The 21502-nt window shown below is 75.1% G+C and carries 15 protein-coding genes; 6 read left to right on the forward strand and 9 right to left on the reverse strand.

Annotated features, from left to right (window positions below):
• Window positions 1–144 precede the first annotated feature (144 nt).
• From LPA42_RS20905 to LPA42_RS20915, 3 genes are read right to left on the reverse strand one after another with little or no spacing between them, the layout of a single operon-like run.
• Window positions 145–1659 carry a Na+/H+ antiporter subunit D gene (locus LPA42_RS20905; protein WP_077936751.1) on the reverse strand — a complete coding sequence of 505 codons (1515 nt, stop codon included), beginning with the start codon at window positions 1657–1659 and terminating at the stop codon, window positions 145–147.
• Window positions 1656–2129, reverse strand: a complete 474-nt coding sequence (locus tag LPA42_RS20910) for a Na(+)/H(+) antiporter subunit C (RefSeq protein WP_077936750.1) — start codon at window positions 2127–2129, stop codon at window positions 1656–1658. Before LPA42_RS20910 ends, LPA42_RS20905 begins: the two co-directional genes overlap by 4 nt.
• Window positions 2126–4969 carry a Na+/H+ antiporter subunit A gene (locus LPA42_RS20915; protein ID WP_228986796.1) on the reverse strand — a complete coding sequence of 948 codons (2844 nt, stop codon included), beginning with the start codon at window positions 4967–4969 and terminating at the stop codon, window positions 2126–2128. The genes LPA42_RS20910 and LPA42_RS20915 overlap by 4 nt, the downstream gene beginning before the upstream one ends.
• Before the next feature lie 174 nt (window positions 4970–5143).
• Between LPA42_RS20915 and LPA42_RS20920 the strand changes: the two genes are divergently transcribed.
• Window positions 5144–6742 carry a DUF4139 domain-containing protein gene (locus tag LPA42_RS20920; protein WP_077936748.1) on the forward strand — a complete coding sequence of 533 codons (1599 nt, stop codon included), beginning with the start codon at window positions 5144–5146 and terminating at the stop codon, window positions 6740–6742.
• A 5-nt stretch (window positions 6743–6747) separates the two neighbouring features.
• Here LPA42_RS20920 and LPA42_RS20925 read toward each other — a convergent pair whose 3' ends face one another.
• The gene (locus tag LPA42_RS20925) at window positions 6748–7095 is read right to left on the reverse strand and encodes a hypothetical protein (RefSeq protein ID WP_077936747.1); all 348 of its coding nucleotides are present in this window, start codon (window positions 7093–7095) and stop codon (window positions 6748–6750) included.
• 191 nt (window positions 7096–7286) lie between these two features.
• Here LPA42_RS20925 and LPA42_RS20930 point away from each other — a divergent pair, with 191 nt between their 5' ends.
• Window positions 7287–11945: an ATP-dependent helicase gene (locus LPA42_RS20930; protein WP_228986797.1), complete on the forward strand. Its 4659-nt coding sequence runs from the start codon at window positions 7287–7289 to the stop codon at window positions 11943–11945.
• 179 nt (window positions 11946–12124) lie between these two features.
• Here the strand turns inward: LPA42_RS20930 and LPA42_RS20935 are convergent, their stop codons facing one another.
• Window positions 12125–13492, reverse strand: coding sequence for a ricin-type beta-trefoil lectin domain protein (locus LPA42_RS20935; RefSeq protein WP_077936738.1), 1368 nt, complete (start codon window positions 13490–13492; stop codon window positions 12125–12127).
• Between the two features lie 397 nt (window positions 13493–13889).
• Here LPA42_RS20935 and rox point away from each other — a divergent pair, with 397 nt between their 5' ends.
• Window positions 13890–15317 (forward strand): rifampin monooxygenase, encoded by a 1428-nt coding sequence (gene rox, locus LPA42_RS20940; RefSeq protein ID WP_077936737.1) that lies wholly within the window; start codon window positions 13890–13892, stop codon window positions 15315–15317.
• Window positions 15318–15359: 42 nt separating this feature from the next.
• Here the strand turns inward: rox and LPA42_RS20945 are convergent, their stop codons facing one another.
• Together LPA42_RS20945 and LPA42_RS20950 are read right to left on the reverse strand one after the other, a co-directional pair.
• Complete coding sequence (locus LPA42_RS20945; RefSeq protein WP_198956486.1) at window positions 15360–16262, reverse strand: aminoglycoside phosphotransferase family protein; 903 nt, start codon at window positions 16260–16262, stop codon at window positions 15360–15362.
• Between the two features lie 84 nt (window positions 16263–16346).
• On the reverse strand, window positions 16347–17648 hold the full coding sequence (locus LPA42_RS20950; RefSeq protein ID WP_228986798.1) for an MFS transporter: 1302 nt from the start codon (window positions 17646–17648) through the stop codon (window positions 16347–16349).
• Window positions 17649–17830: 182 nt separating this feature from the next.
• On the opposite strand from LPA42_RS20950, the gene LPA42_RS20955 reads away from it, so the two are divergent.
• The 3 genes from LPA42_RS20955 to LPA42_RS20965 all read left to right on the forward strand — a co-directional run bounded on the left by LPA42_RS20955 (window position 17831) and on the right by LPA42_RS20965 (window position 19096).
• Entirely contained in the window at window positions 17831–18232 is a 402-nt protein-coding gene (locus LPA42_RS20955) for a nuclear transport factor 2 family protein (protein WP_077936734.1), read from the forward strand.
• Window positions 18233–18323: 91 nt separating this feature from the next.
• Window positions 18324–18674: a hypothetical protein gene (locus LPA42_RS20960; RefSeq protein WP_077936733.1), complete on the forward strand. Its 351-nt coding sequence runs from the start codon at window positions 18324–18326 to the stop codon at window positions 18672–18674.
• Window positions 18671–19096 (forward strand): hypothetical protein, encoded by a 426-nt coding sequence (locus tag LPA42_RS20965; protein ID WP_077936732.1) that lies wholly within the window; start codon window positions 18671–18673, stop codon window positions 19094–19096. Before LPA42_RS20960 ends, LPA42_RS20965 begins: the two co-directional genes overlap by 4 nt.
• Here LPA42_RS20965 and LPA42_RS20970 read toward each other — a convergent pair.
• Together LPA42_RS20970 and LPA42_RS20975 are read right to left on the reverse strand one after the other, a co-directional pair.
• The gene (locus LPA42_RS20970; protein WP_228986799.1) at window positions 19071–19886 is read right to left on the reverse strand and encodes an SHOCT domain-containing protein; all 816 of its coding nucleotides are present in this window, start codon (window positions 19884–19886) and stop codon (window positions 19071–19073) included. The genes LPA42_RS20965 and LPA42_RS20970 overlap by 26 nt on opposite strands.
• Window positions 19887–19972: 86 nt before the next feature.
• Window positions 19973–21445, reverse strand: coding sequence for an oxidoreductase (locus tag LPA42_RS20975; RefSeq protein ID WP_144082577.1), 1473 nt, complete (start codon window positions 21443–21445; stop codon window positions 19973–19975).
• Window positions 21446–21502: the final 57 nt, after the last annotated feature.

The following is a 21502-nucleotide window of genomic DNA, read 5'->3' on the forward strand; positions in this document are numbered from 1 at the left end:
ACGACCGCCGGCGCATCGCCAGGACGAAACGCCCGGCCGCTCACCTCGCACCCCCGACGGCCGCCGGCGCATCGCCAGGACGAAACGCCCGGCCGCTCACCGCGCTCCCCCGACCGGGACCGCCGGGACGGCCGGCCCGCCCGGTCACGGCGCGCCGCCGGGGAGGACGGCGCGCACGTACGGGGTGCGGGCGCGCAGGTCGGTCGCCGCGTCCGTGGTCACCCCGAACAGCGGGCCGGCGGCCACGGTGAGCACCAGGCCCAGCGCGACCAGCGCCGTGGTGGCGCCGACCATCAGGGTGGGCAGTCGGGTCGGCGGGTCGGTGGCGACCAGCTGCGGTGCCCGCCAGAACGCGATGTTCCACACCCGGGACGCCACGTAGAGGGTGAGCAGGCTGGTGGCGGTGCCGGCGGCGACCAGCACCCAGGGGAGCGCGCCGCCTTCGCCGACGCCCGCCTGGAGCAGGCCCAGCTTGCCGAGGAACCCGGACAGCGGCGGGATCCCGGCGAGGTTCATCGCCGGCACGAAGAAGAGCACCCCGAGCAGCGGGGCCACCCGGGCCAGGCCGCCGAGCCGGCGCAGGTCGGTGCTGCCGGCGCGCGCCTCGACCAGCCCGGCGACCAGGAACAGGGTGGTCTGGATGGTGATGTGGTGCACCACGTAGAAGATCGCCCCGGACAGGCCGGCGACGCTGCTCAGCGCCACCCCGAAGATCATGTAGCCGATGTGGCTGACCAGCGTGAACGAGAAGAGCCGCTTCATGTCCGACTGGGCGACCGCGCCGAGGATGCCGACCACCATGGTCAGCGCGGCCACCACCATCAGCAGCCCGGCGACGTCGCCGCCGGGGAACAGCAGGGTCTCGGTGCGGATGACCGCGTACACGCCGACCTTGGTGAGCAGGCCCGCGAAGACCGCGGTGACGGGGGCGGGCGCGGTCGGGTAGCTGTCCGGCAGCCAGGCCGACAGCGGGAACACGGCCGCCTTGATCCCGAACGCGAGCAGCAGGGTGAGCTGCAGGGCGAGCCGTACGTCGTCGGGCAGCGCGTCGAGCCGCCCGGCGAGCTGGGCCATGTTGAGGGTGCCGGTGGCGGCGTAGACGAGCCCCACCCCGGCCAGGAAGATCATCGAGGACAGGATGCTGACCACCACGTACGTCGAACCGGTCCGGATCCGGCCCTCGGTGCCGCCGAGCGTGATCAGCACGAAGCTCGCCGCCAGCAGGATCTCGAAGCCGACGAAGAGGTTGAACAGGTCGCCGGCGAGGAAGGCGTTGGTGACGCCGGCGGTGAGCACCAGGTAGGTGGGGTGGTAGATGGTGACGGGGGCGGACTCGCCGATGTCCCCCCGGCCCTGCCCGATCGAGTAGAGCAGCACGCACAGCGTCACGGCGGAGGAGACCACCAGCATCAGCGCGGCGAGCTGGTCGGCGACCAGCACGATCCCCACCGGCGGGGGCCAGCCGCCGATGCTCACCACGACCGGCCCGTGCCGGTACGCCTCGACGAGCAGCACCACGGCGACCACCAGGGTGACGGCGAGCACCGCCACGCTGACGGCGCGCTGGAGCCGGGGCCGGTTGGCCAGCAGCAGGGTGAGGGCGGCGCCCAGCAGCGGCACCACCACCGGCAGCGGAACGAGCGGCCCGTACCCCGTCACGGCGTCTCCCCCCGGTGCTGCCGGCGCAGGTGCGGCTCCGGGTCGACCTGTTCCGGGTCGCCGTCGGGGCCCTCGCCGCCGAGGTCGCGCGCGGGCAGCTCGTTGCGGGCGGCCAGCTCGGCGACCTGGCGGTCCTCCAGGTCGTCCTGCACCTCGTCGTTGCCGGTGAGATACCAGCTGCGGTACGCGACGGCCAGCAGGAACGCGGTGAGCCCGAAGGTGATCACGATGGCGGTGAGGACCATCGCCTGCGGCAGCGCGTCGCTCATCCGGTCGACCGGTGCGGTGCCGACGACGGGCGCGTCCCCGGACCGGCCGCCGAGCAGGATCAGCAGGTTGACCCCGTTGCCGAGCAGGACGACGCCGAGCAGGATCCTCGTCAGGCTGCGCTCCAGCAGCAGCGTGACGCCGGTGCCGGCGAGCACCCCGACGAGGACGACCAGCACCAGGGTCGCTCCGCTGCCGTTCACGGCCGCCGCCCCTGCGGGTCGACGATCAGCCCGCGTTCGGTCTTGCCGGCCGCCTCGATGTGCCGGTCGACCTCGGCGCCGAGGCTGCGCAGGATGTCCAGCACCAGGCCGACCACGATCAGGTACACCCCGATGTCGAAGAACAGCGACGTGACGACGTAGAAGTCGCCGACGCCGGGCAGCCACAGGTCGATCTTCGCGCTCTGGAGCACGGACCCGCTGGCGAGGAGGGCGAACGCGCCGGTGCCGACGGACACCGCCAGGCCGGCCCCGAGGACCGTGCCGGCGCCGACGGGGGCCGCCTCGGCCAGCTCGTACCGGCCGCCGGCGAGGTAGCGCACGGCCAGGGCGAGGCTGGCGACCAGGCCGCCTGCGAAGCCGCCGCCGGGGGCGTTGTGGCCGGAGAAGAGCAGGAACAGGGAGAACAGCACGATGGTGTGGAAGAGCAGCCGGGTGACGACCTCGAAGACGATGGACCGGCGGCGCTCGGCGAGGGTGGGGCCGCCGCGCAGCCACACCGGCCGCTGCGGGCCCCGCTGGGCGGGGCGCTCGGGGCGGCGGGGGCGGCGCGGGCGGGGGCCGGTGCGGGAGCGCTGGAAGATCAGGCTGGCCACCCCGGTCGCGGTCACCACGAGCACGGAGATCTCGCCCATGGTGTCCCAGGCCCGGATGTCGACCAGGGTCACGTTGACCACGTTGCGGCCGTGCCCCTCGCTGACGGCGAGGTCGGGGAACGCCCGCGAGACCGACGGCGCGGTGCGGGCGCCGACCGCGACCAGGCAGAGCCCGGCGAGGACGACGCCGACGGCGGCCCCGACGGCGCGGCGCGCCCACCGGCTGCGGCGCAGCGGGCGGGCGGAGAACCGTTCGGGCAGCCGGCGCAGCACCAGCACGAAGACCGCGATGGTCGCCGTCTCCACCAGGAACTGGGTGAGGGCCAGGTCGGGCGCGCCGTGCAGGACGAACATCATCGCGGTGCCGTAGCCGGTGACCCCGACCAGCAGCATGGCGGTGAGCCGGCGACGCGCGCCGACGGCGAGCAGCGCGGCCACCGCCGAAACCACGCCGACGACCGGTTGCAGCGGGGTGTCCCACAGCGGGACCCCCTGCCGCCACGGGCCGGCGGCGAGCATCGCCCCGCCGGGCACGACGACGAGGACCAGCAGTATCGTGCCGAGGTACAGCGGCAGGGAGCCGCGCTGGGTGGCGCTGGTGACCTCGATGGCGAGCCGGTCGAAGCGGTGGGTCAGCCACTCGTACCCCTGGGCGCCCCCCACCGGCGCGCGCACCCGGGCCAGCGCGGGGGCGAGCGGGCCGCGCAGCGCGAACAGGGCCGCGCCGCCGGCGAGGGCCAGGGCGGACAGGCCGAGCGCCAGGGTCGGCCCGTGCCAGAGCGCGAGGTGCTCGGGCACCGGGCCGAAGAGTTCGGCGTACGGGCGCAGCAGCGCGCCCGCCGGGCCGGCGAGCACCCCGGCGGCCAGCCCGGCGACGGCCAGCAGGGCGGGCGGCCCGAGCATGGCGGCGGGTACGGGCTGCGGCTCGGTCCGTTCGGCGTGCGGGCGCGTGCCGAACGCCCCCCAGACGAAGCGGGCCGTGTAGGCGACGGTGAGCACCGTGCCGGCGACGAGCCCGGCGAGGACCACCGGCTGGTCGGTGAACGCGGCGAGGACGGCCTCCTTGGCGACGAAGCCGACCAGCGGGGGCAGCCCGGCCATCGAGGCGGCGGCCAGCGTCCCGACGGCGGCCAGCAGCGGGGCCCGCCGCCCGAGCCCGGACAGTTCCCGCAGGTCGCGGGTGCCGGCGCTGTGGTCGATCGCGCCGACGACGAGGAACAGGGCCGCCTTGAACAGGGCGTGCGCGAACAGCATCGCCGTGCCCGCGAGGGCGGCTTTCGGAGTGCCCGCGCCCAGCACCACGGTGAGCAGGCCGAGCTGGCTGACGGTGCCGTACGCCAGCAGCAGCTTCAGGTCGCACTGGCGCAGCGCGGCCCACCCGCCGACCAGCATGGTGAGCAGGCCGGCGGTGACCGTCACGGGCCGCCACGGGCCGGCGGTGGCCAGCACGGGGGCGAGCAGGCCGAGCAGGTAGACGCCGGCCTTCACCATCGCCGCCGCGTGCAGGTACGCGCTGACCGGTGTCGGCGCGGCCATCGCCTGCGGCAGCCAGCCGCTGAACGGCAGGACCGCCGACTTGGCCAGCGCCCCGGCCAGCACCAGCAGCACGGCGGTGACCAGGTAGCCGCCGGCCGGCAGCCCGGCCCCGGCGAGTTCCGACCAGCGGTACCCGCCGGTGTGCCGGCCGAGCATCAGGAACCCGACGAGCATCGCCAGCCCGCCGAACGTGGTCACGGTGAGCGCCTGCGCCGCCGCCCACCGGCTGGCCCGCCGCGTGGTGCTGTGCCCGATCAGCAGGTAGGAGAAGATCGTGGTCAGCTCCCAGAAGACGTAGAGCAGCAGCAGGTCGTCGGCGAGGACCAGGCCGAGCATCGCGCCGGCGAAGGCGACCAGCACGGCCGCGAACCGGGCCAGCCCGGCCGACCCGGCGGCGAAGTAGCGCGCGCAGTAGACCAGCACGAGCGCGCCGACGCCGCCGACGAGCAGGGTCATCAGCCAGGACAGGGTGGTCAGCCGCAGGGCCAGCTCCAGCCGCAGTTGCGGCACCCAGGGGTACGCCTCGACGACGGCCCCGCCGTCGCGCACGGCCGGCGTACGGGCCACGGCCCAGCCGAACGCGGCGGCCGGCGCGAGCGCGAGGGGGTAGCAGGCGCGCGGGCCCCACCACCGCACCAGCAGCGGCGCGACGAGCGCCGCCACCAGGTGGAGGATCAGCAGTACGAGCACCCGCGCTCCCGGTCGTGGTGGCAGCAGCGCGCCCGAGGGAGACGCCTATCATCGATCAGACGCCAGTTTCCGGCCTGATGGGCGGTTTTGCCGGATTTTCCCGTGGCGGGTGTGGGCGGAGACCCCGTGCCGGCCCACCGGGGCCACGAGCATCGCCCGGCTATCCTCGCCGCCGTGAACGCAGTGGAGATCGAAGCACCCGTCGTCGGCGTCACCGTCTATCCGGACCGGGCCCGGGTCACCCGCCGGGGCAGCGCCCGGCTGACCGCCGGCGAGCACCGGGTACGCATCGCCCCGTTGCCGCTGGGGCTGCACCGGGACTCGCTGCGGGTCGGCGGCCGGGGCGCGGCGACCGTGCTCGGCGTGGACGTGACCACGTGGCGGCAGGCGCGCAGCGCCGACGGGCAGGTCCGCGAGCTGGAGGAGCGCAGCCGGGAGCTGACCGACGAGCTGGCCGGGGTCGACGACGCGTACGCGGTCGAGGAGCAGCGGGGGCAGTTCCTCTCCGGGCTGGCCGAGCGGGCCGGCGGCACGTACGCCCGCGCGCTCGCCGCCGGCGACGCCGAGCCGGCCGACGTGGCGGCCTTCGCCGACTCGGTGGCCGGGCAGCTCGCCGACTCCCACGGGCGGCGGCGGGAGCTGGCCCGGCGGCGGACGGAGCTGACCGAGGACCTGGCGGCGGTGCGGCGGCAACTGGAGGCGGCGCACGGCAAGCGGGAGCCGGACCGGCTGGCCGCCGAGGTGACCGTGGCGGTGGACGTCGACGACGCCGAGCTGGACCTGGAGCTGACCTACCTGGTCGACGGGGCCCGCTGGCAGCCCTCCTACGACCTGCGGCTGGTCGACGACACGGTGACCGTCACCTGGTTCGGCCTGGTCAGTCAGGACACCGGCGAGGACTGGCCGGAGTGTGTGCTCCAGCTCTCGACGGCCCGGCCGGCGGCGGCGACCGGCGTGCCCGAGCTGTCGCCGTGGTATCTCGACCGGGTCCGGCCGCTGCCGAAGGCGGCCATGCCGGCGGCGAGCTTCGGCGCGGTGCCGGCGCCCGCCCCGCCCGGCGGGCCCGCGTTCGAGGTCGCCGCGGTAGGCGGGGCGGCCCGGTCGGGCGCGCCGCGCCCCAAGGTGCACGAGAGCGTGGCAACGGTCGAGCAGGGGGTCAGCGCGGCCACCTACCGGCCGGCACGGCCGGTGGCGGTGCCGGCGGACGGCAGCGCGTACCGGGCGACGATCGCCGTGCTGGAGCTGCCGGCGCGGCTGGACCACGTGACCGTGCCGGTGCGCGCGGCCGAGGCGCACCTGCGGGCGACGGTGCGCAACACCTCGGCGCACACGCTGCTGCCCGGCCCGGCGGCGGTCTTCCACGGCGCGGACTTCGTCGCGGCCACCCGGCTGCCGACGTGGGCGCCCGGCGAGGAGACGGAGCTGGCGCTCGGCGTGGACGACCGGGTGCGGGTGGAGCGGAAGCTGGGTCGGCGCGCCGACACCCGGGCCACGCTCGGCTCGACCCGACGCCGGGACGTGGAGTATCGGATCACCGTTGCCAACCACACGCCCCGGCCGGCGACCGTGGAGGTGCGCGACCAGGTGCCGGTGTCCCGCGACGAGGCGGTGGTCGTGCGGGAGGCCACGATCGCACCGGCGCCGGCCGATCGCACCGAGCTGGGCGAGCTGACCTGGCGGCTGCGCCTCGAACCGGGCGACAGCGGCGAGATCACCATGGGCTTCCGGGTCGAGCTGGCCAAGGGGGTGGAGCTGGCCGGCTGGCGGGAGTGACGGTCTCAGACCAGCAGGTCGCGGCGGGTCTCGACGAGCAGGTCGGGGCGGTCGAGCTGGACGACGACCTTGTTGACCACGCGCTGGGCGGCGGCGAGCGAACGCACGGAGAGCAGCCGCCCCCGGCTCTCCCGACGCAGGACGAAGTAGTGGACGGCGGCGCGGACCTGCCCCCGGTCGGCCGCGCTGGACTGGGCGGTCTGCCGGACCAGCTCGCGCAGGCAGGCCGCGAGCCGCTCGGCGAGCTCCAACTCGGGGCCGTGCAGGCCGGCGCGGAGTGCGGCAAGATGGCTGTCGACCTTCCGGATGAGCACGTCGGTGCCCGCACCGGCTACCCGCTCCTCGACGACCATGCGCACTCCTCCACGTCTCACTTCCGCAAAGTTACTTTAGGTGGCGACGCAGAAGCAAGCAGTTAAGTAAGACTTAACGGAACAATGCCCCATTCCATCCACAAACCGGCCTTGCGGCACTTCGCGCGTGTCGACCGCCGGCACCGGTCCGGCCCAGGCGGATGTCCCACCCCCGGGGCAGGATGGAAGGCGTGGCGGAGGTGACGGCCGGTTTCGGCGCGGCGGAGGCGGCCCGGGTGCTGGCGGGATTCGGCCCGGCGACCCGGGAGTGGTTCTCGGCGGCCTTCGCCACGCCCACCCCCGCCCAGATCGGGGCCTGGCGGTCGGTGGCGGCCCGCCGCAACGCCCTGGTGGTCGCGCCCACCGGCTCCGGCAAGACCCTCGCGGCGTTCCTCTGGTCGCTGGACCGGCTGGCCGCCTCGCCGCCGCCGGCCGAGCCCCGCCAGCGCTGCCGGGTGCTCTACGTCAGCCCGCTCAAGGCGCTCGCCGTCGACGTGGAGCGCAACCTGCGGGCGCCCCTGGCCGGCATCCGGCAGGCCGCCACCCGGCTCGGCGTCGCCCCGCCGGAGATCACCGTCGGGATGCGCACCGGCGACACCCCCGCCGACGAGCGGCGGGCCTTCGCCCGCACCCCGCCGGACGTCCTCATCACCACCCCCGAGTCGCTGTTCCTGCTGCTCACCTCCGCGGCGCGGGATTCGCTGCGCGGGGTCGAGACGGTCATCGTCGACGAGGTGCACGCGGTCGCCGGAACGAAGCGCGGCGCGCACCTGGCGCTCTCCCTGGAACGCCTCGACGAGTTGCTGCCCGCCCCCGCCCAGCGCATCGGCCTGTCCGCCACGGTCCGGCCGATCGACGCGTGCGCCCGGTTCCTCGGCGGGGCCCGCCCGGTCGACGTGGTGCAGCCGCCCAGCGCCAAGACCATCGAGGTCAGCGTCGAGGTGCCGGTGGAGGACATGACCCGCCTCGACGAGCAGGAGCCGCCGCCCGACGACCTGGGCGGCCCCGGCCCGCGCCGGGCGTCGATCTGGCCCGCCGTCGAGGAACGGGTCTACGCGCTGGTCCGGGCGCACCGGTCGACCATCGTCTTCACCAACTCGCGGCGCAGTGCCGAGCGGCTCTGCGCCCGGCTCAACGAGCTGGCCGACGCGGAGCTGGCCGACGCCGGGTCGGCCGGCCCGGGGCAGGCCGGCCCGGGGCCGACCGCCGCAGGGCCGGGTCCCGGGTCCCCGGGCGGCCCGCCCGCCCGGCTGCCGGCCGAGGTGATGGCCCAGGCGGGCGCGGCGGCCGGGGCCGCCCCGGTGGTCGCCCGCGCCCACCACGGCAGCGTCTCGCGGGAGGAACGCAAGCACATCGAGGAGGCCCTCAAGTCCGGCCAGCTCCCCGCCGTGGTGGCCACGTCCAGCCTGGAGCTGGGCATCGACATGGGCACCGTCGACCTGGTGGTGCAGATCGCCGCCCCGCCCAGCGTCGCCGCCGGCCTGCAACGCGTCGGCCGGGCCGGGCACCAGGTCGGCGCGGTCTCCCGGGGCGTGGTCTTCCCCAAGCACCGGGGCGACCTGCTCTCCTGCACCGTCGTCGCCGAGCGGATGGCCGCCGGGGCGATCGAGGAGCTGCACCACCCGCGCAACCCCCTTGACGTGCTGGCCCAGCAGATCGTCGCGATGGTGGCCCTCGAACCGTGGCGGGTCGGCGACCTGGCCGTCGTCGTCCGCCGGGCCGCGCCGTTCGCCGAGCTGCCCGACTCCGCGCTGCACGCCGTGCTGGACATGCTCTCCGGGCGTTACCCGTCGACCGCGTTCGCTGAGCTGCGGCCCCGGCTGGTCTGGGACCGCGCCGCCGACGTGCTCACCGGCCGGCCCGGCGCGCAGCGGCTCGCCGTCACCAGCGGCGGCACCATCCCCGACCGGGGCCTGTTCGGCGTCTTCCTCGCCGGGGCGGAGCGGGCCGCCCGGGTCGGCGAGCTGGACGAGGAGATGGTCTACGAGTCGCGGGTCGGCGACGTGTTCCTGCTCGGCTCGTCGTCCTGGCGGATCGAGGAGATCACCCCCGACCGGGTGCTGGTCTCCCCCGCCCCGGGCCAGGCCGCCCGGATGCCGTTCTGGAAGGGCGACCAGCTCGGCCGCCCGGTGGAGCTGGGCCGGGCCATCGGCGCCCGGGTGCGGACCCTGCTGCGCCACGGCGACGAGGCGGCGGTGGCCGCGCTGCGCGCCGGCGGGCTCGACGACTGGGCCGCCGGCAACCTGCTGGCCTACCTGCGGGAGCAGCAGGCCGCGACCCGGTCCCTGCCCGACGACCGCACGGTGCTGGTCGAGCGGTTCCGCGACGAGCTGGGCGACTGGCGGCTCGCCGTGCACAGCGTGCTCGGCGCCCGCGTCAACGGCCCGTGGGCGCTGGCCATCGGCCGCCGGCTCGCCGAGCGGTACGGCGTGGACGCCCAGGTCATGCCGTCCGACGACGGGATCGTGGTGCGGCTGCCCGACACCGCCGACTCCCCGCCCGGCGCCGACGTGGTGCTCTTCGAGCCCGACGAGATCGCCCAGCTCGTCGAGGAGTCGGTGGGCACGTCGGCGCTGTTCGCGTCCCGGTTCCGGGAGTGCGCGGCCCGGTCGCTGCTGCTGCCCCGCCGCGACCCGCGCCGCCGCCAGCCGCTGTGGCAGCAGCGCCAGCGGGCCGCCCAGTTGCTCGACGTCGCCCGCGAGTACGCCGACTTCCCGGTCACCCTGGAGGCCGCCCGGGAGTGCCTCCAGGACGTCTTCGACCAGCCGGCCCTCGCCGGGCTGATGCGCGACCTGGCCGCCCGCAAGGTGCGCCTGGTCGAGGTCGAGACCGAGCGGCCGTCGCCGTTCGCCCGCTCGCTGCTGTTCGGCTACGTCGGGGCGTTCCTCTACGAGGGCGACGCGCCGCTGGCCGAGCGGCGGGCCGCCGCCCTGGCGCTGGACTCGGCGCTGCTCGGCGAGCTGCTCGGCCGGGTCGACCTGCGGGAGCTGCTCGACCCGGCGGTGCTCGCCGAGACCGACCGGCAGCTGCGCTGGCTGACCGAACAGCGCCGGCCCCGCGACGCGGAGGACGCCGTCGAGCTGCTGCGCACCGTCGGCGACCTGTCGGAGGCGGAGCTGGCCGAGCGGGGCGTGCCCGTCGACTGGCTCACCGCCCTGGCGGCGGCCCGCCGGGTGCTGCGCGTGCGCGTCGCCGGCGAGGAGCGCTGGGTCGTCGTCGAGGACGCCGCCCGGCTGCGCGACGCCCTCGGCGTGGCCCTGCCGGTCGGGGTGGCCGAGGCGCACCTCGCCCCGGTGGCCGACCCGCTCGGCGACCTGGTCGCCCGGTACGCCCGCACCCACGGCCCGTTCGCCGCCGCCACCTGCGCCGCCCGTTTCGGGCTCGGGGTGGCCGTCGTCGAGCAGGAGCTGCGCCGCCTCGCCGCCGCCGGGCGGGTCGTCTCCGGCGAGTTCGCCCCCGACACCGTGGGCACCCAGTGGTGCGACGCCGAGGTGCTGCGGCTGCTGCGCCGCCGCTCCCTCGCGGCGCTGCGCCGGGAGATCGAGCCGGTGCCGCCGAGGGCACTGGCCGCGTTCCTGCCCCGCTGGCAGCAGGTCGGCTCGTCGGCGCGGGGGGTGGACGCCGTCGCCGCCGCCGTCGAGCAGTTGCAGGGCGCGGCCGTGCCGGCGTCCGCCCTGGAACGCCTCGTGCTGCCCGGCCGGGTCGCCGACTACTCCCCCGCCCAGCTCGACGAGCTGTGCGCCGGTGGCGAGGTGCTGTGGGCCGGGTCCGGGGCGATCTCCGGCGGCGACGGCTGGGTCACCCTCGCGTACGCCGACGCCGCGCCGCTGCTGCTCCCGCCGCCGGACGACGCGCTCGCGCGTACCCCGTTGCACGACGCCGTGCTCGACGCGCTCGGCGACGGGCAGGCGCTGTTCTTCCGGTCGCTGTCCGACCGGGTGGGCTGCACCGACGACGCGGCGCTGACCGCCGCGATCTGGGACCTGGTGTGGGCGGGGCACCTCACCAACGACACCCTCGCCCCGCTGCGGGCGGCGCTCGGCGGCGGCGGGGCGCACCGGTCGCGGCCGGCCGCGCCGCGCACCCGGTTGCGCCGTCCCGGCCGGGTGGCGCTGCCCAGCCGCAGCGGCCCGCCCACGGTGGCGGGCCGCTGGTCCCGGCTGCCGGAGCGCGACCTCGACCCGACCCGGCGGGCCGCCGCGCTCGCCGACGTGCTGTTGGAGCGGCACGGCGTCGTCACCCGGGGGGCGGTCGTCGCCGAGCAGGTGACGGGTGGCTTCGCAGCCGTCTACCCGGTGCTGTCGGCGCTGGAGGAGCGCGGGGCGGCCCGGCGGGGCTACTTCGTGGAGGGGCTGGGCGCGGCCCAGTTCGCGGTGCCCGGGGCGGTCGACCGGATCCGCGCCCTCGCCGACCCGACCGCGAGCCGTGGCGGCGGGGGTCAGGAGGCCGGGGGCCGGGGCGGGGCGCTCGTCCTCGCCGCCACCGACCCGGCCAACCCGTACGGTGCGGCGCTGCCCTGGCCCGAGCGGGCCGTCGACTCCGGCGACGGGGCCGCCCCGGCGAGCGGGCACCGGGCGGGGCGCAAGGCGGGCGCGCTGGTCGTGCTGGTCGGCGGCGACCTGGTGCTCTACGTCGAGCGGGGCGGCCGGACGATCCTCTCCTTCGCCGACGCCCCCGACGCCCTCGCGGCGGCCGGCAGGGCGCTCGCCGACGCGGTGCGCACGGGCGCGCTCGGCGCGATCTCGGTGGAGCGGGCCGACGGGGAGGCCGTGTCGGCGTCCCCGCTGCGCGACGCGCTGACCGCCGCCGGTTTCCGGGCCACCCCGCGCGGCCTGCGACTGCGCGGCTGAGACCGCTGACCGACCAACCGACCAACCGGCCGGTCGGCCGGCCACAAGGCGTCGACGGTGAGCTGCCCGGTGGCGACCCGGTCGCGCACGAGCCGGCGACGATGCCGGCCCGGCGGATCGAGAGGCCGGGCCGGCATCGACTGGTCGCCCGAGGGCCACCGGTCAGGGTCGGTCGCGGGTCAGCGCAGGCTCCACTGCTGGTTCTGCTGCCCGTTGCACGACCAGAGGATGAGCTTGGTGCCGTTGGCGGTGCCCGCGGCGTTGGCGTCCAGGCAGAGCCCGGACTGGGCGTTGGTGATGGTGCCGTTGGCGTTGACGTTCCACTGCTGGTTGGTGCCGCCGTGGCAGTCCCAGATGATCACCTGGGTGCCGTTGCTGGTGCCCGCGCCGCTGGCGTCGAGGCACTTGGTGCCGTACACCTGGAGTTGCCGGCCCGCGGTGTGGGTCCAGCTCTGGGCGGCGGCCCCGGTGCAGTCCCACAGCTGGGTCTGGGTGCCGTTGGTGGTGCTGCCGTTCGGCACGTCGACGCAGCGTCCGGACTGGCCGCCGACGACCTGCTTGCCCTGCGCCGGGCTGCTGGTCGGGGTCGGGGTCGGCGAGGACGTCGGCGGGGTGGTGCCGTCGAACTGGGTGAAGAAGCTCCACACGACCGGCCGGGTCCAGGACTTCTCGCCCGGCGCGTACGGGTCGGCGGAGCCGTCGACGGCGTTGGGGGCGTGCGGGCCGTCGAACGGGGCCCACGCCACCGGGTAGCCGGCCCGGCATCCCGAGTAGTAGGTGAGGGTGTGCGTGAGGCTGCCCTGCGCCGGCTCAGGCGGGTTCTGCGGGGTGCAGCCGTTGTTCCTGACGAACCTGTCGCGCAGCGAGCGGCCGGTGGAGATGGGGATCGTGCCGTCCCGCAGCCCGTGGATGCCGATGTACGCGATGGGCTGGGTGCCGCCGCTGCATCCGCTGAGCTCCGCGCCGGAGTAGACGGCGACCGCCCGGAAGACCGTGGCCCGCGCGCAGGCGATGGCGTAGCTCATGCCGCCGCCGTAGCTGAAGCCCATGGCGAAGCGCTGCGTGGTGTCGACGCACAGGCCGGCCTCGATCTGCCGCTGCATGTCGTCGACGAAGGTCAGGTCGCGGCCGCCGCTGTTGGCCCAGCCGTTGCCGATGCCCTGGGGCGCGACGAAGATCGCCGAGTTGTTCGACAGCGCGCGGAGGCCGTAGTAGGACCACGGGTATCCGCTGGTGCCGCCCGAGTCGACCTCGTTGGCGGTGCCGCCGTTCCAGTGGAACGCGAAGATCAACCGGTAGGGATGGTTGCGGTCGTAGTTGTCGGGGATCCGCAGGATGAACGAACGGTTCTGGCCGCCGCTGGAGATCGTGCGGGTGCCGCTGGTCAGCGCTGGCGCCTGGCCGCATCCGGCGGTTGTCGCGAGGGTGCCGACGTCATTGGCGTAGGCGACCGGGCCGGGTCCGGCGGCGATCGCCGCGCCGCCCGCCGCGAGGACGAGCGCCGCCGCTCCCGCGACGGCACCGACGACGAGCCGATGTCTCCACATGGGCGACTCCTTCTGGATCGGGTGCGTGGTGGATCGGCCCTCCGGCGGGCAGGCGTCGGGTACGCGGCCGGAGGCGCCGCCCATCCATCGATTAACGTTAAAGTAATACGTATGACGTATGCGGTCAACACGGGCCGCCTACGCGGGCTGCACCACAGGCCCGGCGATCGCGGCCGCATCACTCGCGCCGCATCACTCGGGAAAGAAGCCGGCAACAGGGCCGGAAAAGACGAAAGGCAAGGAGTCGACGACTCCCTGCCACTCTCAACATATACCGCACCCGGGGCCTTGCGGCAAGACCCGGGTGATGCCGCAGAATCGTCCGCCGGGCCCCGTAGCTGCGCATATCGGTGATCCGCGCAGTATGGACGGGCTCGTCTACGTATGGGGGACATCCATGTTCGACGTGATCGTGGTCGGGGGCGGACCGACCGGCCTGATGCTGGCCAGCGAGCTGCGGCTGCACGGCGTACACACGCTGCTGCTGGAGAAGGAGGCGGAGCCGACCCCGGTCGTGCGCGCGCTCGGGCTGCACGCGCGCAGCATCGAGATCATGGACCAGCGCGGCCTGCTGGAGCGGTTCCTCGCGCTCGGCCAGCAGTACCCGGTCGGCGGCTTCTTCGCCGCCATCCCCAAGCCGCCGCCCACCGGCCTGGACACCGCGCACGCGTACGTGCTCGGCATCCCGCAGACCACCACCGACCGCCTGCTGGCCGAGCACGCCGTCGAACTCGGCGTCGAGATCCGGCGCGGCGGCGAACTGGTCGGGCTGAGCCAGGACGACCACGGCGTCACCGCCGAGCTGGCCGACGGCACCCGGCTGCGCTGCCGCTACCTCGTCGGCTGCGACGGCGGCCGCAGCACGGTGCGCAAGCTGCTCGGCGTCGGCTTCCCCGGCGAACCCAGCAAGGTCGAGACGCTGCTGGGCGAGATGCGGCTGACCGCGTCACCCGAGACCCTCGCCGCCGTGAGCGCCGAGGTCCGCAAGACCCAGCTGCGCTTCGGCGCGATGCCCCTGGGCGACGGCGTGTACCGCGTCGTCGTGCCCGCCGAGGGGGTGGCCGAGGACCGCCGGATCCCGCCGACCCTCGACGAGGTCAAGCGACAACTGCGGGCGTACGGCGGCACCGACTTCGGCGCGCACTCGCCGCGCTGGCTGTCCCGCTTCGGCGACTCCACCCGGCTGGCCGAGCGCTACCGGGTCGGCCGGGTGCTGCTGGCCGGCGACGCGGCGCACGTCCACCCGCCGACCGGCGGGCAGGGGCTCAACCTCGGCATCCAGGACGCGTTCAACCTCGGCTGGAAGCTCGCCGCCCAGGTCGACGGCTGGGCGCCGCCGGGGCTGCTGGACAGCTACGAGACCGAGCGGCGTCCCGTCGCCGCCGACGTGCTGGACAACACCCGCGCGCAGATGGAGCTGATGTCCACCGAGCCGGGGGCCCAGGCCGTGCGCCGGCTGGTGGCGGAGCTGATGGACTACGAGGACGTGAGCCGGCACCTGACCGAGAAGATCATCGCCATCAGCATCCGGTACGACTTCGGCGCGGGCCACGACCTGCTCGGCCGGCGGCTGCGCGACGTCCGGCTGGGGCGCGGACGCCTCTACGAGCTGACGCGCGGCGGCCGGGGGCTGCTGCTCGACCGGACCGGCAAGCTCTCGGTGGCGGGCTGGGCCGACCGCGTCGACCACGTCGCCGACGGCAGCGAGGAACTGGACGTGCCCGCCGTGCTGCTGCGGCCCGACGGCCACGTGGCGTGGGTCGGCGACGACCAGCAGGATCTGCGCGACCACCTACCCACCTGGTTCGGCCCCGCCACCGCCTGACCCGCCCGCTCCGGGTGGGGTGGCCACCCCGGTGAGGTTCGGTCAGGCCAGCTCGGCGATGACCGCGCGGACCATCAGGCGGCCGTGTTCGGCCATGCGGGGGAAGGTGTGCCGGTAGTAGTCGATGCCCGTCAGCGAGGGCGCGAGCGCCCAGCCGCAGGCGCGCCGCCAGGTGGCGTCGTCGTACCCGATCGCCTCCCGGTAGGTTTCCCGGGCCGCGCCGGTGAACGTCCACAGCGCCGGGGCCACGTCCGGGGCCGGATCGCCGACGCCGAGCGCGCCGAAGTCGATGGCCGCGACCAGCCGTCCGTCGTCGGTGACCAGGTTGCCCGGTTGCAGGTCACCGTGGATCCACACCGGCTCGCGGTCCCACTCGGGAGCCGCCAGGCAGACCTCCCACGCCGCCTCGGCCGCGCGCACGTCGAAGCCGTCGTCGTGCGCGGCGAGCCGGGGCAGCACCCGCCGCACGGCGTCGTCGACGTGGCGCAGGGCGGCCCCCCGGGCACCGGGCGCCTTGGCCGGGCCCCCGGCCGGGTCCACCCGGTGCAGGGCCCGCACGAAGTCCGCCAGGTCGCGGGCCAGGCGCACGTCGTCGCAGCCGAGCCGGGGCGGCGTGCGTCCCGCGAACCACGGCACCACGGTCCACGGCCACGGGAACCCGGCGCCCGGCTCGCCGACGTGCAGCGGGACGGGTACCCGCGCGGGCAGGTGGGGGGCGAGCGTGGGCAGCCACCGCGCGTCGGACTCGGCCTGGCCGACCGCCCCGGCGATCTTGGGCATCCGGGCGACGAGTTCGTCGCCGATCCGGAAGAGGACGTGATCGGTGCCCTCCACCTCGTCGGGCAGGGGCGTCACGGGAAGGTCGGCCCAGCGGGGACACTGGTCCGCCACCAGGCGGCGCACCTGCTCGGCGGTGGCGCGAATCTCATCGGCGTGAATGGGCACCACCGGCACGGTAGAAGACACCGCCGCCGGCATCCACCGGTTATCCGCGTGGGCCGGGGTGGGGATGCGCCGTGAGCTGCCGCGTCAGCCGACCGGGGTCCTGTCGGCGGCGTCGCCGCCCGCCCCGGCCGGCGCCGGGTCGGCCGGCCGGCCGTCGGCGGCGGGTGGCTCCCCGGCGGGCCGGCCGGGTGGCAACGCCCGCAGCCGGCGCACGTCCCGGCTGGCCAGCATGCCCCCGACGGCGAGCACCACCAGCCCGGCGAGGGCCAGCAGCGTGTCGCGGGCCCCGATCGTCGCGGCGAGCGGCCCGACCGCCACCTGGCCGAGCGGCATGGCGATCCAGGACCCCAACATGTCGTACGAGTAGACGCGCGCCAGCCGGTCGGCCGGGATGTGCTGGGCGATCGACGTGTCCCAGGCCACCGTGAACTGTTCGACGGCGATGCCGACGGCCAACGCGGCGGCCACCAGCACGAGGATCGTGGGTGCCAGGGCCAGCCCGAGCAGCAGGAGCGACTCGGCGAACATGCAGGCCACGCCGAGCAGCAGCAGCCGGCGCACCCGGATCCGCAGGGCGATCAGCCCGCCCAGCACCATCCCGACGGTCTGCGCGGCCAGCACCACGCCCCAGCCGCCGCGGCCGATAGTCGAGTCGGCGACGGCCGGGCCGAGCACGTTGACGCCGCCGGCCAGGCACGCGTTGAGGACCATGAAGCCGAGCACCACCGCCCACACCCAGGTACGCGCGGTGAACTCCGTCCAGCCCACCCGCAGGTCGGCGACGACACCCGTACGGCTGCTCCTGGCCTTCGGGGCGGCGACCCGGACCCCGGCGAAGGCCACGGCCGCGACGGCGAAGGTGGCCGCGTCGACGGCGAGCCCCCAGCCGGGCCCGACGGCGGCCACGAGGAGGCCGCCCGCCGCCGCGCCGCCGATCGAGCCCGCGTTGATGCCGAGCCGGATGAGCGCGTTGGCCTGCTGGAGCAGTTCGGGCGGAACGGTCTGCGGCGTCGCGGCGGCCGACGCCGGCTGGGCCAGGGCGCTCACGACGCCGTTGGCCGCGCCGAGCGCCAGCAGCAGCGGGATCGTCGCCGTGCCGGTGAGCACGACGGCGGCCACCGCCGCCTGCGTCGCCGCGCCCAGCACGTTGGAGCCGACCAGCACCAGCCGGCGCGGAATCCGGTCGGCCACCACGCCGCCGAAGAGCACGAACAGCACGGTCATCAGGGATCTGACGCCGACCACCAGGCCCAGGTCACGCACCGAGCCGGTCAGGTCGAGCACGGCGAAGGCCAGGGCGATGGGCGCGACGCCGTTGCCCAGCATGTTGACCATGCGGCCGGCGGCCAGCCAGCGGAACGCGCGATGGCGCAGCGGAGCGAGCACCGGTCCCCCACGTGAAGTCGGTCGCGCCCCGCCGGCCGCGAGACACCCGCAAATGGTCGCCGATCCGCATGGCCCGATCGACCCATTTTGGACCGGTGTCGACCTGCGCAGGATGGCTCCCGGCGGAAGCGGGCGCATCGTCAACGGCAGGCCGAGTGCGACCGGGTGGCAGGCTGGGGCTCATGGACCGGAAACACGTGACCGGCTGGATCGCGGCATACGAGCGCGCATGGCGGACGCCGGGGACGGCGGCGCTCAGCGCGATCTTCACCGAACAGGCCAGTTATCTGCAGGGGCCGTACCAGAAGGCGGTCGTCGGGCTGCCGGCCATCGCCCGGATGTGGGAAGCCGAGCGGGAGGGCCCCGATGAGGTGTTCCACATGACCAGCGAGGTCGTCGCGGTCGAGGACGACACCGCGGTGGCGCGGGTGGAGGTCCGGTACGGCGACCCGGCCGACCAGGAGTTTCGCGACCTGTGGATCATGCGCTTCGCCGAGGACGGGCGCTGCGACTCGTTCGAGGAGTGGCCGTTCTGGCCGACGCAGCCGTCCACCGCCGATCCCGGCGATCCCTCCGACCGCTGACCCGCAAGGGCGGCCGTCGCCGGATCGGGCGGTCGGGATTGAGTACGGATGCGGATGGGCCAGGCACCATAGCCCTGGCAACGTCACGAGCATGAATGTTGCGGAAGCGCCGCGCCGGGGCTCGTTCGGGTCGAGCCTCCTCGTCGCGTTCGGCTGGTACGCCACCGTGACCGCCGCGGTCTTCGTCGGACTCGTAGGCGTGCCGGAGAACCCGAACCGGGACTGCTCGGTCATTTTCGCCTGCCTGACACCGCAGGAGGGGTTCGCCCTGGCGGCGATCGTCGGCGCGCCGGTTCTCGCGGCCATGCTGCTCACCACGCTGGCGATCACCCCGCTGCTCGCGCGCCGGGTCCCCTCCCCGGTCCTCGCCGGCACCCTGTCGGTGTCGGTCACCGTCGGGCTCGCCGTGCTGGCCGGCGGATTCTGGCAGGCCGCCCGATGAGGCGCGTCGGGCTCGGCGTGCTCTTCTTCGCCTGGCTCTACGGCGTGCCGTTCCTGTTCGTCGTCGGGCTGGTCCGCCGGGTGTCCTCGCCCTACGTGCCGACCCACACGGCGGCGCGGGCGTTCGGCTCGACCACGGAGACCCTCCTGACCACGGCGGTGGTGCTCAACCTGGCGCTACCGATAGTGGGGGCGCTGCTCGCGCGGCTCGCCCGAGACAACTACTGGATGCGCCACTTCGCCTGGTCACCGGCGGGCGTGGTGCTGATCTACCTGGTTGTCGCGCTGGCGGGGAGCCTGGCCACGGGACCGTTGTTCACGTGGACGCCGACCGTCGAGGGCGCACCGTCGAGCGTCGTCCCGCACATCCCGGCCGGCGACGGCCTCGAAGCCCGGGTCAGTCGACCCGTTCACCGCGCATGACGCCGCGCTTGCCGACCTCGAACTCCTCCGCGCTCAGGGCTCCCGAGGCCCGCTGGTCGGCAAGCTGTCGGATCAGGGCGACGCGGTCGGTCGCCGGTGCCCGCCGGCCGTCCGACGCGGAGTCGGCCAGGTCGGCTCTGAGCGCGACGAACTCCTCCCGCGTCAGCGCCCCGGTGCTCCGCAGGTCGTTCAGGGCCTTCAGCCGCGACCAGGGATCGCGCCCGGCACCCGGTTGACCGTCCCGACCCCGTGGGTCGCCGTTCCTCGTCCGGCGGGGACCGCTGCCGCGCCCGCGCCGCCCGCGGACGAGCTGCACGATCCCGACGACCCCGACGCCCAGGCCCATCGGGATGAACACGGCGGCCACGATGGACGCGCCGAGCCTCGCGTCCGGTGGCATGGACGGCTGGGTGAGCACCTTGACCAGCATGGCGGCGCCGCCTCCGGCGAAGCCGACGGTCCACAGGACCTGCCCGGCGCCCGGCTCGGTGAAGCTCCGCCTACCCGCAACGAGGCCCAGGATCCACATGATCGCACCGGCCGTCGGCAGCCAGAACCAGATCGCCGAGCCCTCGGGGCACGGGCGGGCGACCACGTAGGATCCGCCCGTGGAACAGCTGCCGATGTCGAGCACCCGATCCAGCCCGACGCCCAGCAGCACGATGCCGGTCAGGCCGACCCCCAGGGCGGCGATCTCACGCACTTCGGCCTTCACATCCACGCTCCCGGAGACGGTCGAAGCTCGATGATCGCAAGTCCCGTCAACGGGCGGCGGCGCGGTGAGCGGCATCCTGCGGGCGCCCCACCTGCCGCCGCCGAGGACGCCCGCGCGACCCGGCACACGCCCAGGTCGAGCAAGGCACACCGCGCGCGTGGTCAGCGGTTGAGCAGGCGGGTGAGGCCGGCGACGACCGCGGTCGTCAGCGTCCATCCGACGAGGACGAGCAGCGCCGAGACGTACTGGCTGGCGCCGACGGGAAGCCAGGCACCGTCGTGCCCGAGGTTGATGATCGGCAGGAGGAGATCGAGGGACTGTAGTGCCGGGTTGCGTTCCGGCGCCGTGCCGGCGCGGGGAGTCGACGGCTGCACCGTGAACGTCACCGTTCCGAGCAGCCAGAACCCGGCCAGCCAGGCGCCGGCGAGCCAGTTGCGGTAGCCGTAGCCGATGACACCGTCGAGGACGTACCCGAGGATCCGCTTGGGGAGGCTCAGGGTGGCCCGGCGTCGGCGCTGCTTCTCCAGGAGCACGCGCCGGGCCTCCTGGTCCTGGCCGTTCTGCCGGTAGTGGGCGGCCAGTTGCTCGTACGGCGCGGGCGCGTACCCGTCGGGGCTCCGGCGCAGCCAGTCCAGGCGCTGCGCGACGGTGACCGGCTGCGGTGGCAGTGGCGAGCCGCGCGGTGCGGGTGATCGTGCGATCAGCAGCCGGTAGGTGCATCCGAGCAGGTCGAGTGCCGCCGGCCAGGTCGCCGGATCGTCGAAGATCGAGTCGGCCTGCAGGCCGCTGAGGCGTACCCGGCCGACCGGCGGCGTGGCGAAGGTCAGCCAGAGACTCGCGACCCGGGCACCGCCGACGTGCAGGGCCCAGCCGCCCGCGGCGTCGATCCGCGCCTCGGTGAAGTTGAGCTGGTTGCCGATCTGCGCGTGCACCAGGATGATGCCGCCCTCGGCGGTGAACCCGTACCTGGCCGAGAAGCTGCCGGCGATGGTGAGGCGGTTGGCGTCGATGGCCGGCCCGGCCGGGTTGCGGACGGTGGCACCGCTGAGCAGCACGTCACCGCCGATGGTCGCCGAGGACAGCCACACCCGGCCGTACGCGACGAATCCGGCCCTGGCGCTCAGATCACCGGTCACGGTCATCCGCGCGGCGGCGAGCGCGTCGCCCCCGGCCTCCGGGTCACCCAGGGTGGAGCGGTCGAGGGTGACGGATCCGCCGATCCGCGCATCGCGCAGGTCGACGGCGCCGGTGACCTCGCACCCGGTCAGGTCGAGGTCACCTCGCACCTCCACGAGCCGGGCCCGGAGGCCGGGCAGCACGCAGTCGACGAGAGTGACGCCTGCGGTGCGGGCGTTGGTGAGGTCCACGACGTCGGTGAAGCTCACCCCGGCGAGGAACACCGGCGCGGCGACGTTGGCCTGCCGGGAGTCGAGGCGGCCGACGATCCTGGCGTTTCGCAGTCGCAGCGCCGCCCTCGGATGATCGGCCTGGTCGACCGCGCGCGTCAGCAGATCGGCGACGATGTCGGCGCGGACCGCATCACGCGCGCCTGCGAGGTCGAGTTCCACGCCGCGCAGGAACGCCGAGCGGAGCCGTCGCTCGGCCGGGTTCAGCCGTTCGCGACGACCTCTCATGACCGCGATGATCGCATGTCGCCGGCTGGCGCCCGAACCCCTTCTCGCCCCGCCCAC

This window comes from Micromonospora sp. DH13 (assembly GCF_020873825.1).
Lineage (GTDB): Bacteria > Actinomycetota > Actinomycetes > Mycobacteriales > Micromonosporaceae > Micromonospora > Micromonospora haikouensis.

What these genes read in the sequence shown, in the direction of transcription:
- LPA42_RS20970 (WP_228986799.1), bottom strand. Translation starts at nt 19,886, where the DNA reads ATGCCGCTCACCGCGCCGCCGCCCGTTGACGGGACTTGCGATCATCGA.
- LPA42_RS20975 (WP_144082577.1), bottom strand. Translation starts at nt 21,445, where the DNA reads ATGAGAGGTCGTCGCGAACGGCTGAACCCGGCCGAGCGACGGCTCCGC.
- LPA42_RS20955 (WP_077936734.1), top strand. Translation starts at nt 17,831, where the DNA reads ATGGACCGGAAACACGTGACCGGCTGGATCGCGGCATACGAGCGCGCA.
- LPA42_RS20925 (WP_077936747.1), bottom strand. Translation starts at nt 7,095, where the DNA reads ATGGTCGTCGAGGAGCGGGTAGCCGGTGCGGGCACCGACGTGCTCATC.
- LPA42_RS20960 (WP_077936733.1), top strand. Translation starts at nt 18,324, where the DNA reads ATGAATGTTGCGGAAGCGCCGCGCCGGGGCTCGTTCGGGTCGAGCCTC.
- LPA42_RS20965 (WP_077936732.1), top strand. Translation starts at nt 18,671, where the DNA reads ATGAGGCGCGTCGGGCTCGGCGTGCTCTTCTTCGCCTGGCTCTACGGC.
- rox (WP_077936737.1), top strand. Translation starts at nt 13,890, where the DNA reads ATGTTCGACGTGATCGTGGTCGGGGGCGGACCGACCGGCCTGATGCTG.
- LPA42_RS20935 (WP_077936738.1), bottom strand. Translation starts at nt 13,492, where the DNA reads ATGTGGAGACATCGGCTCGTCGTCGGTGCCGTCGCGGGAGCGGCGGCG.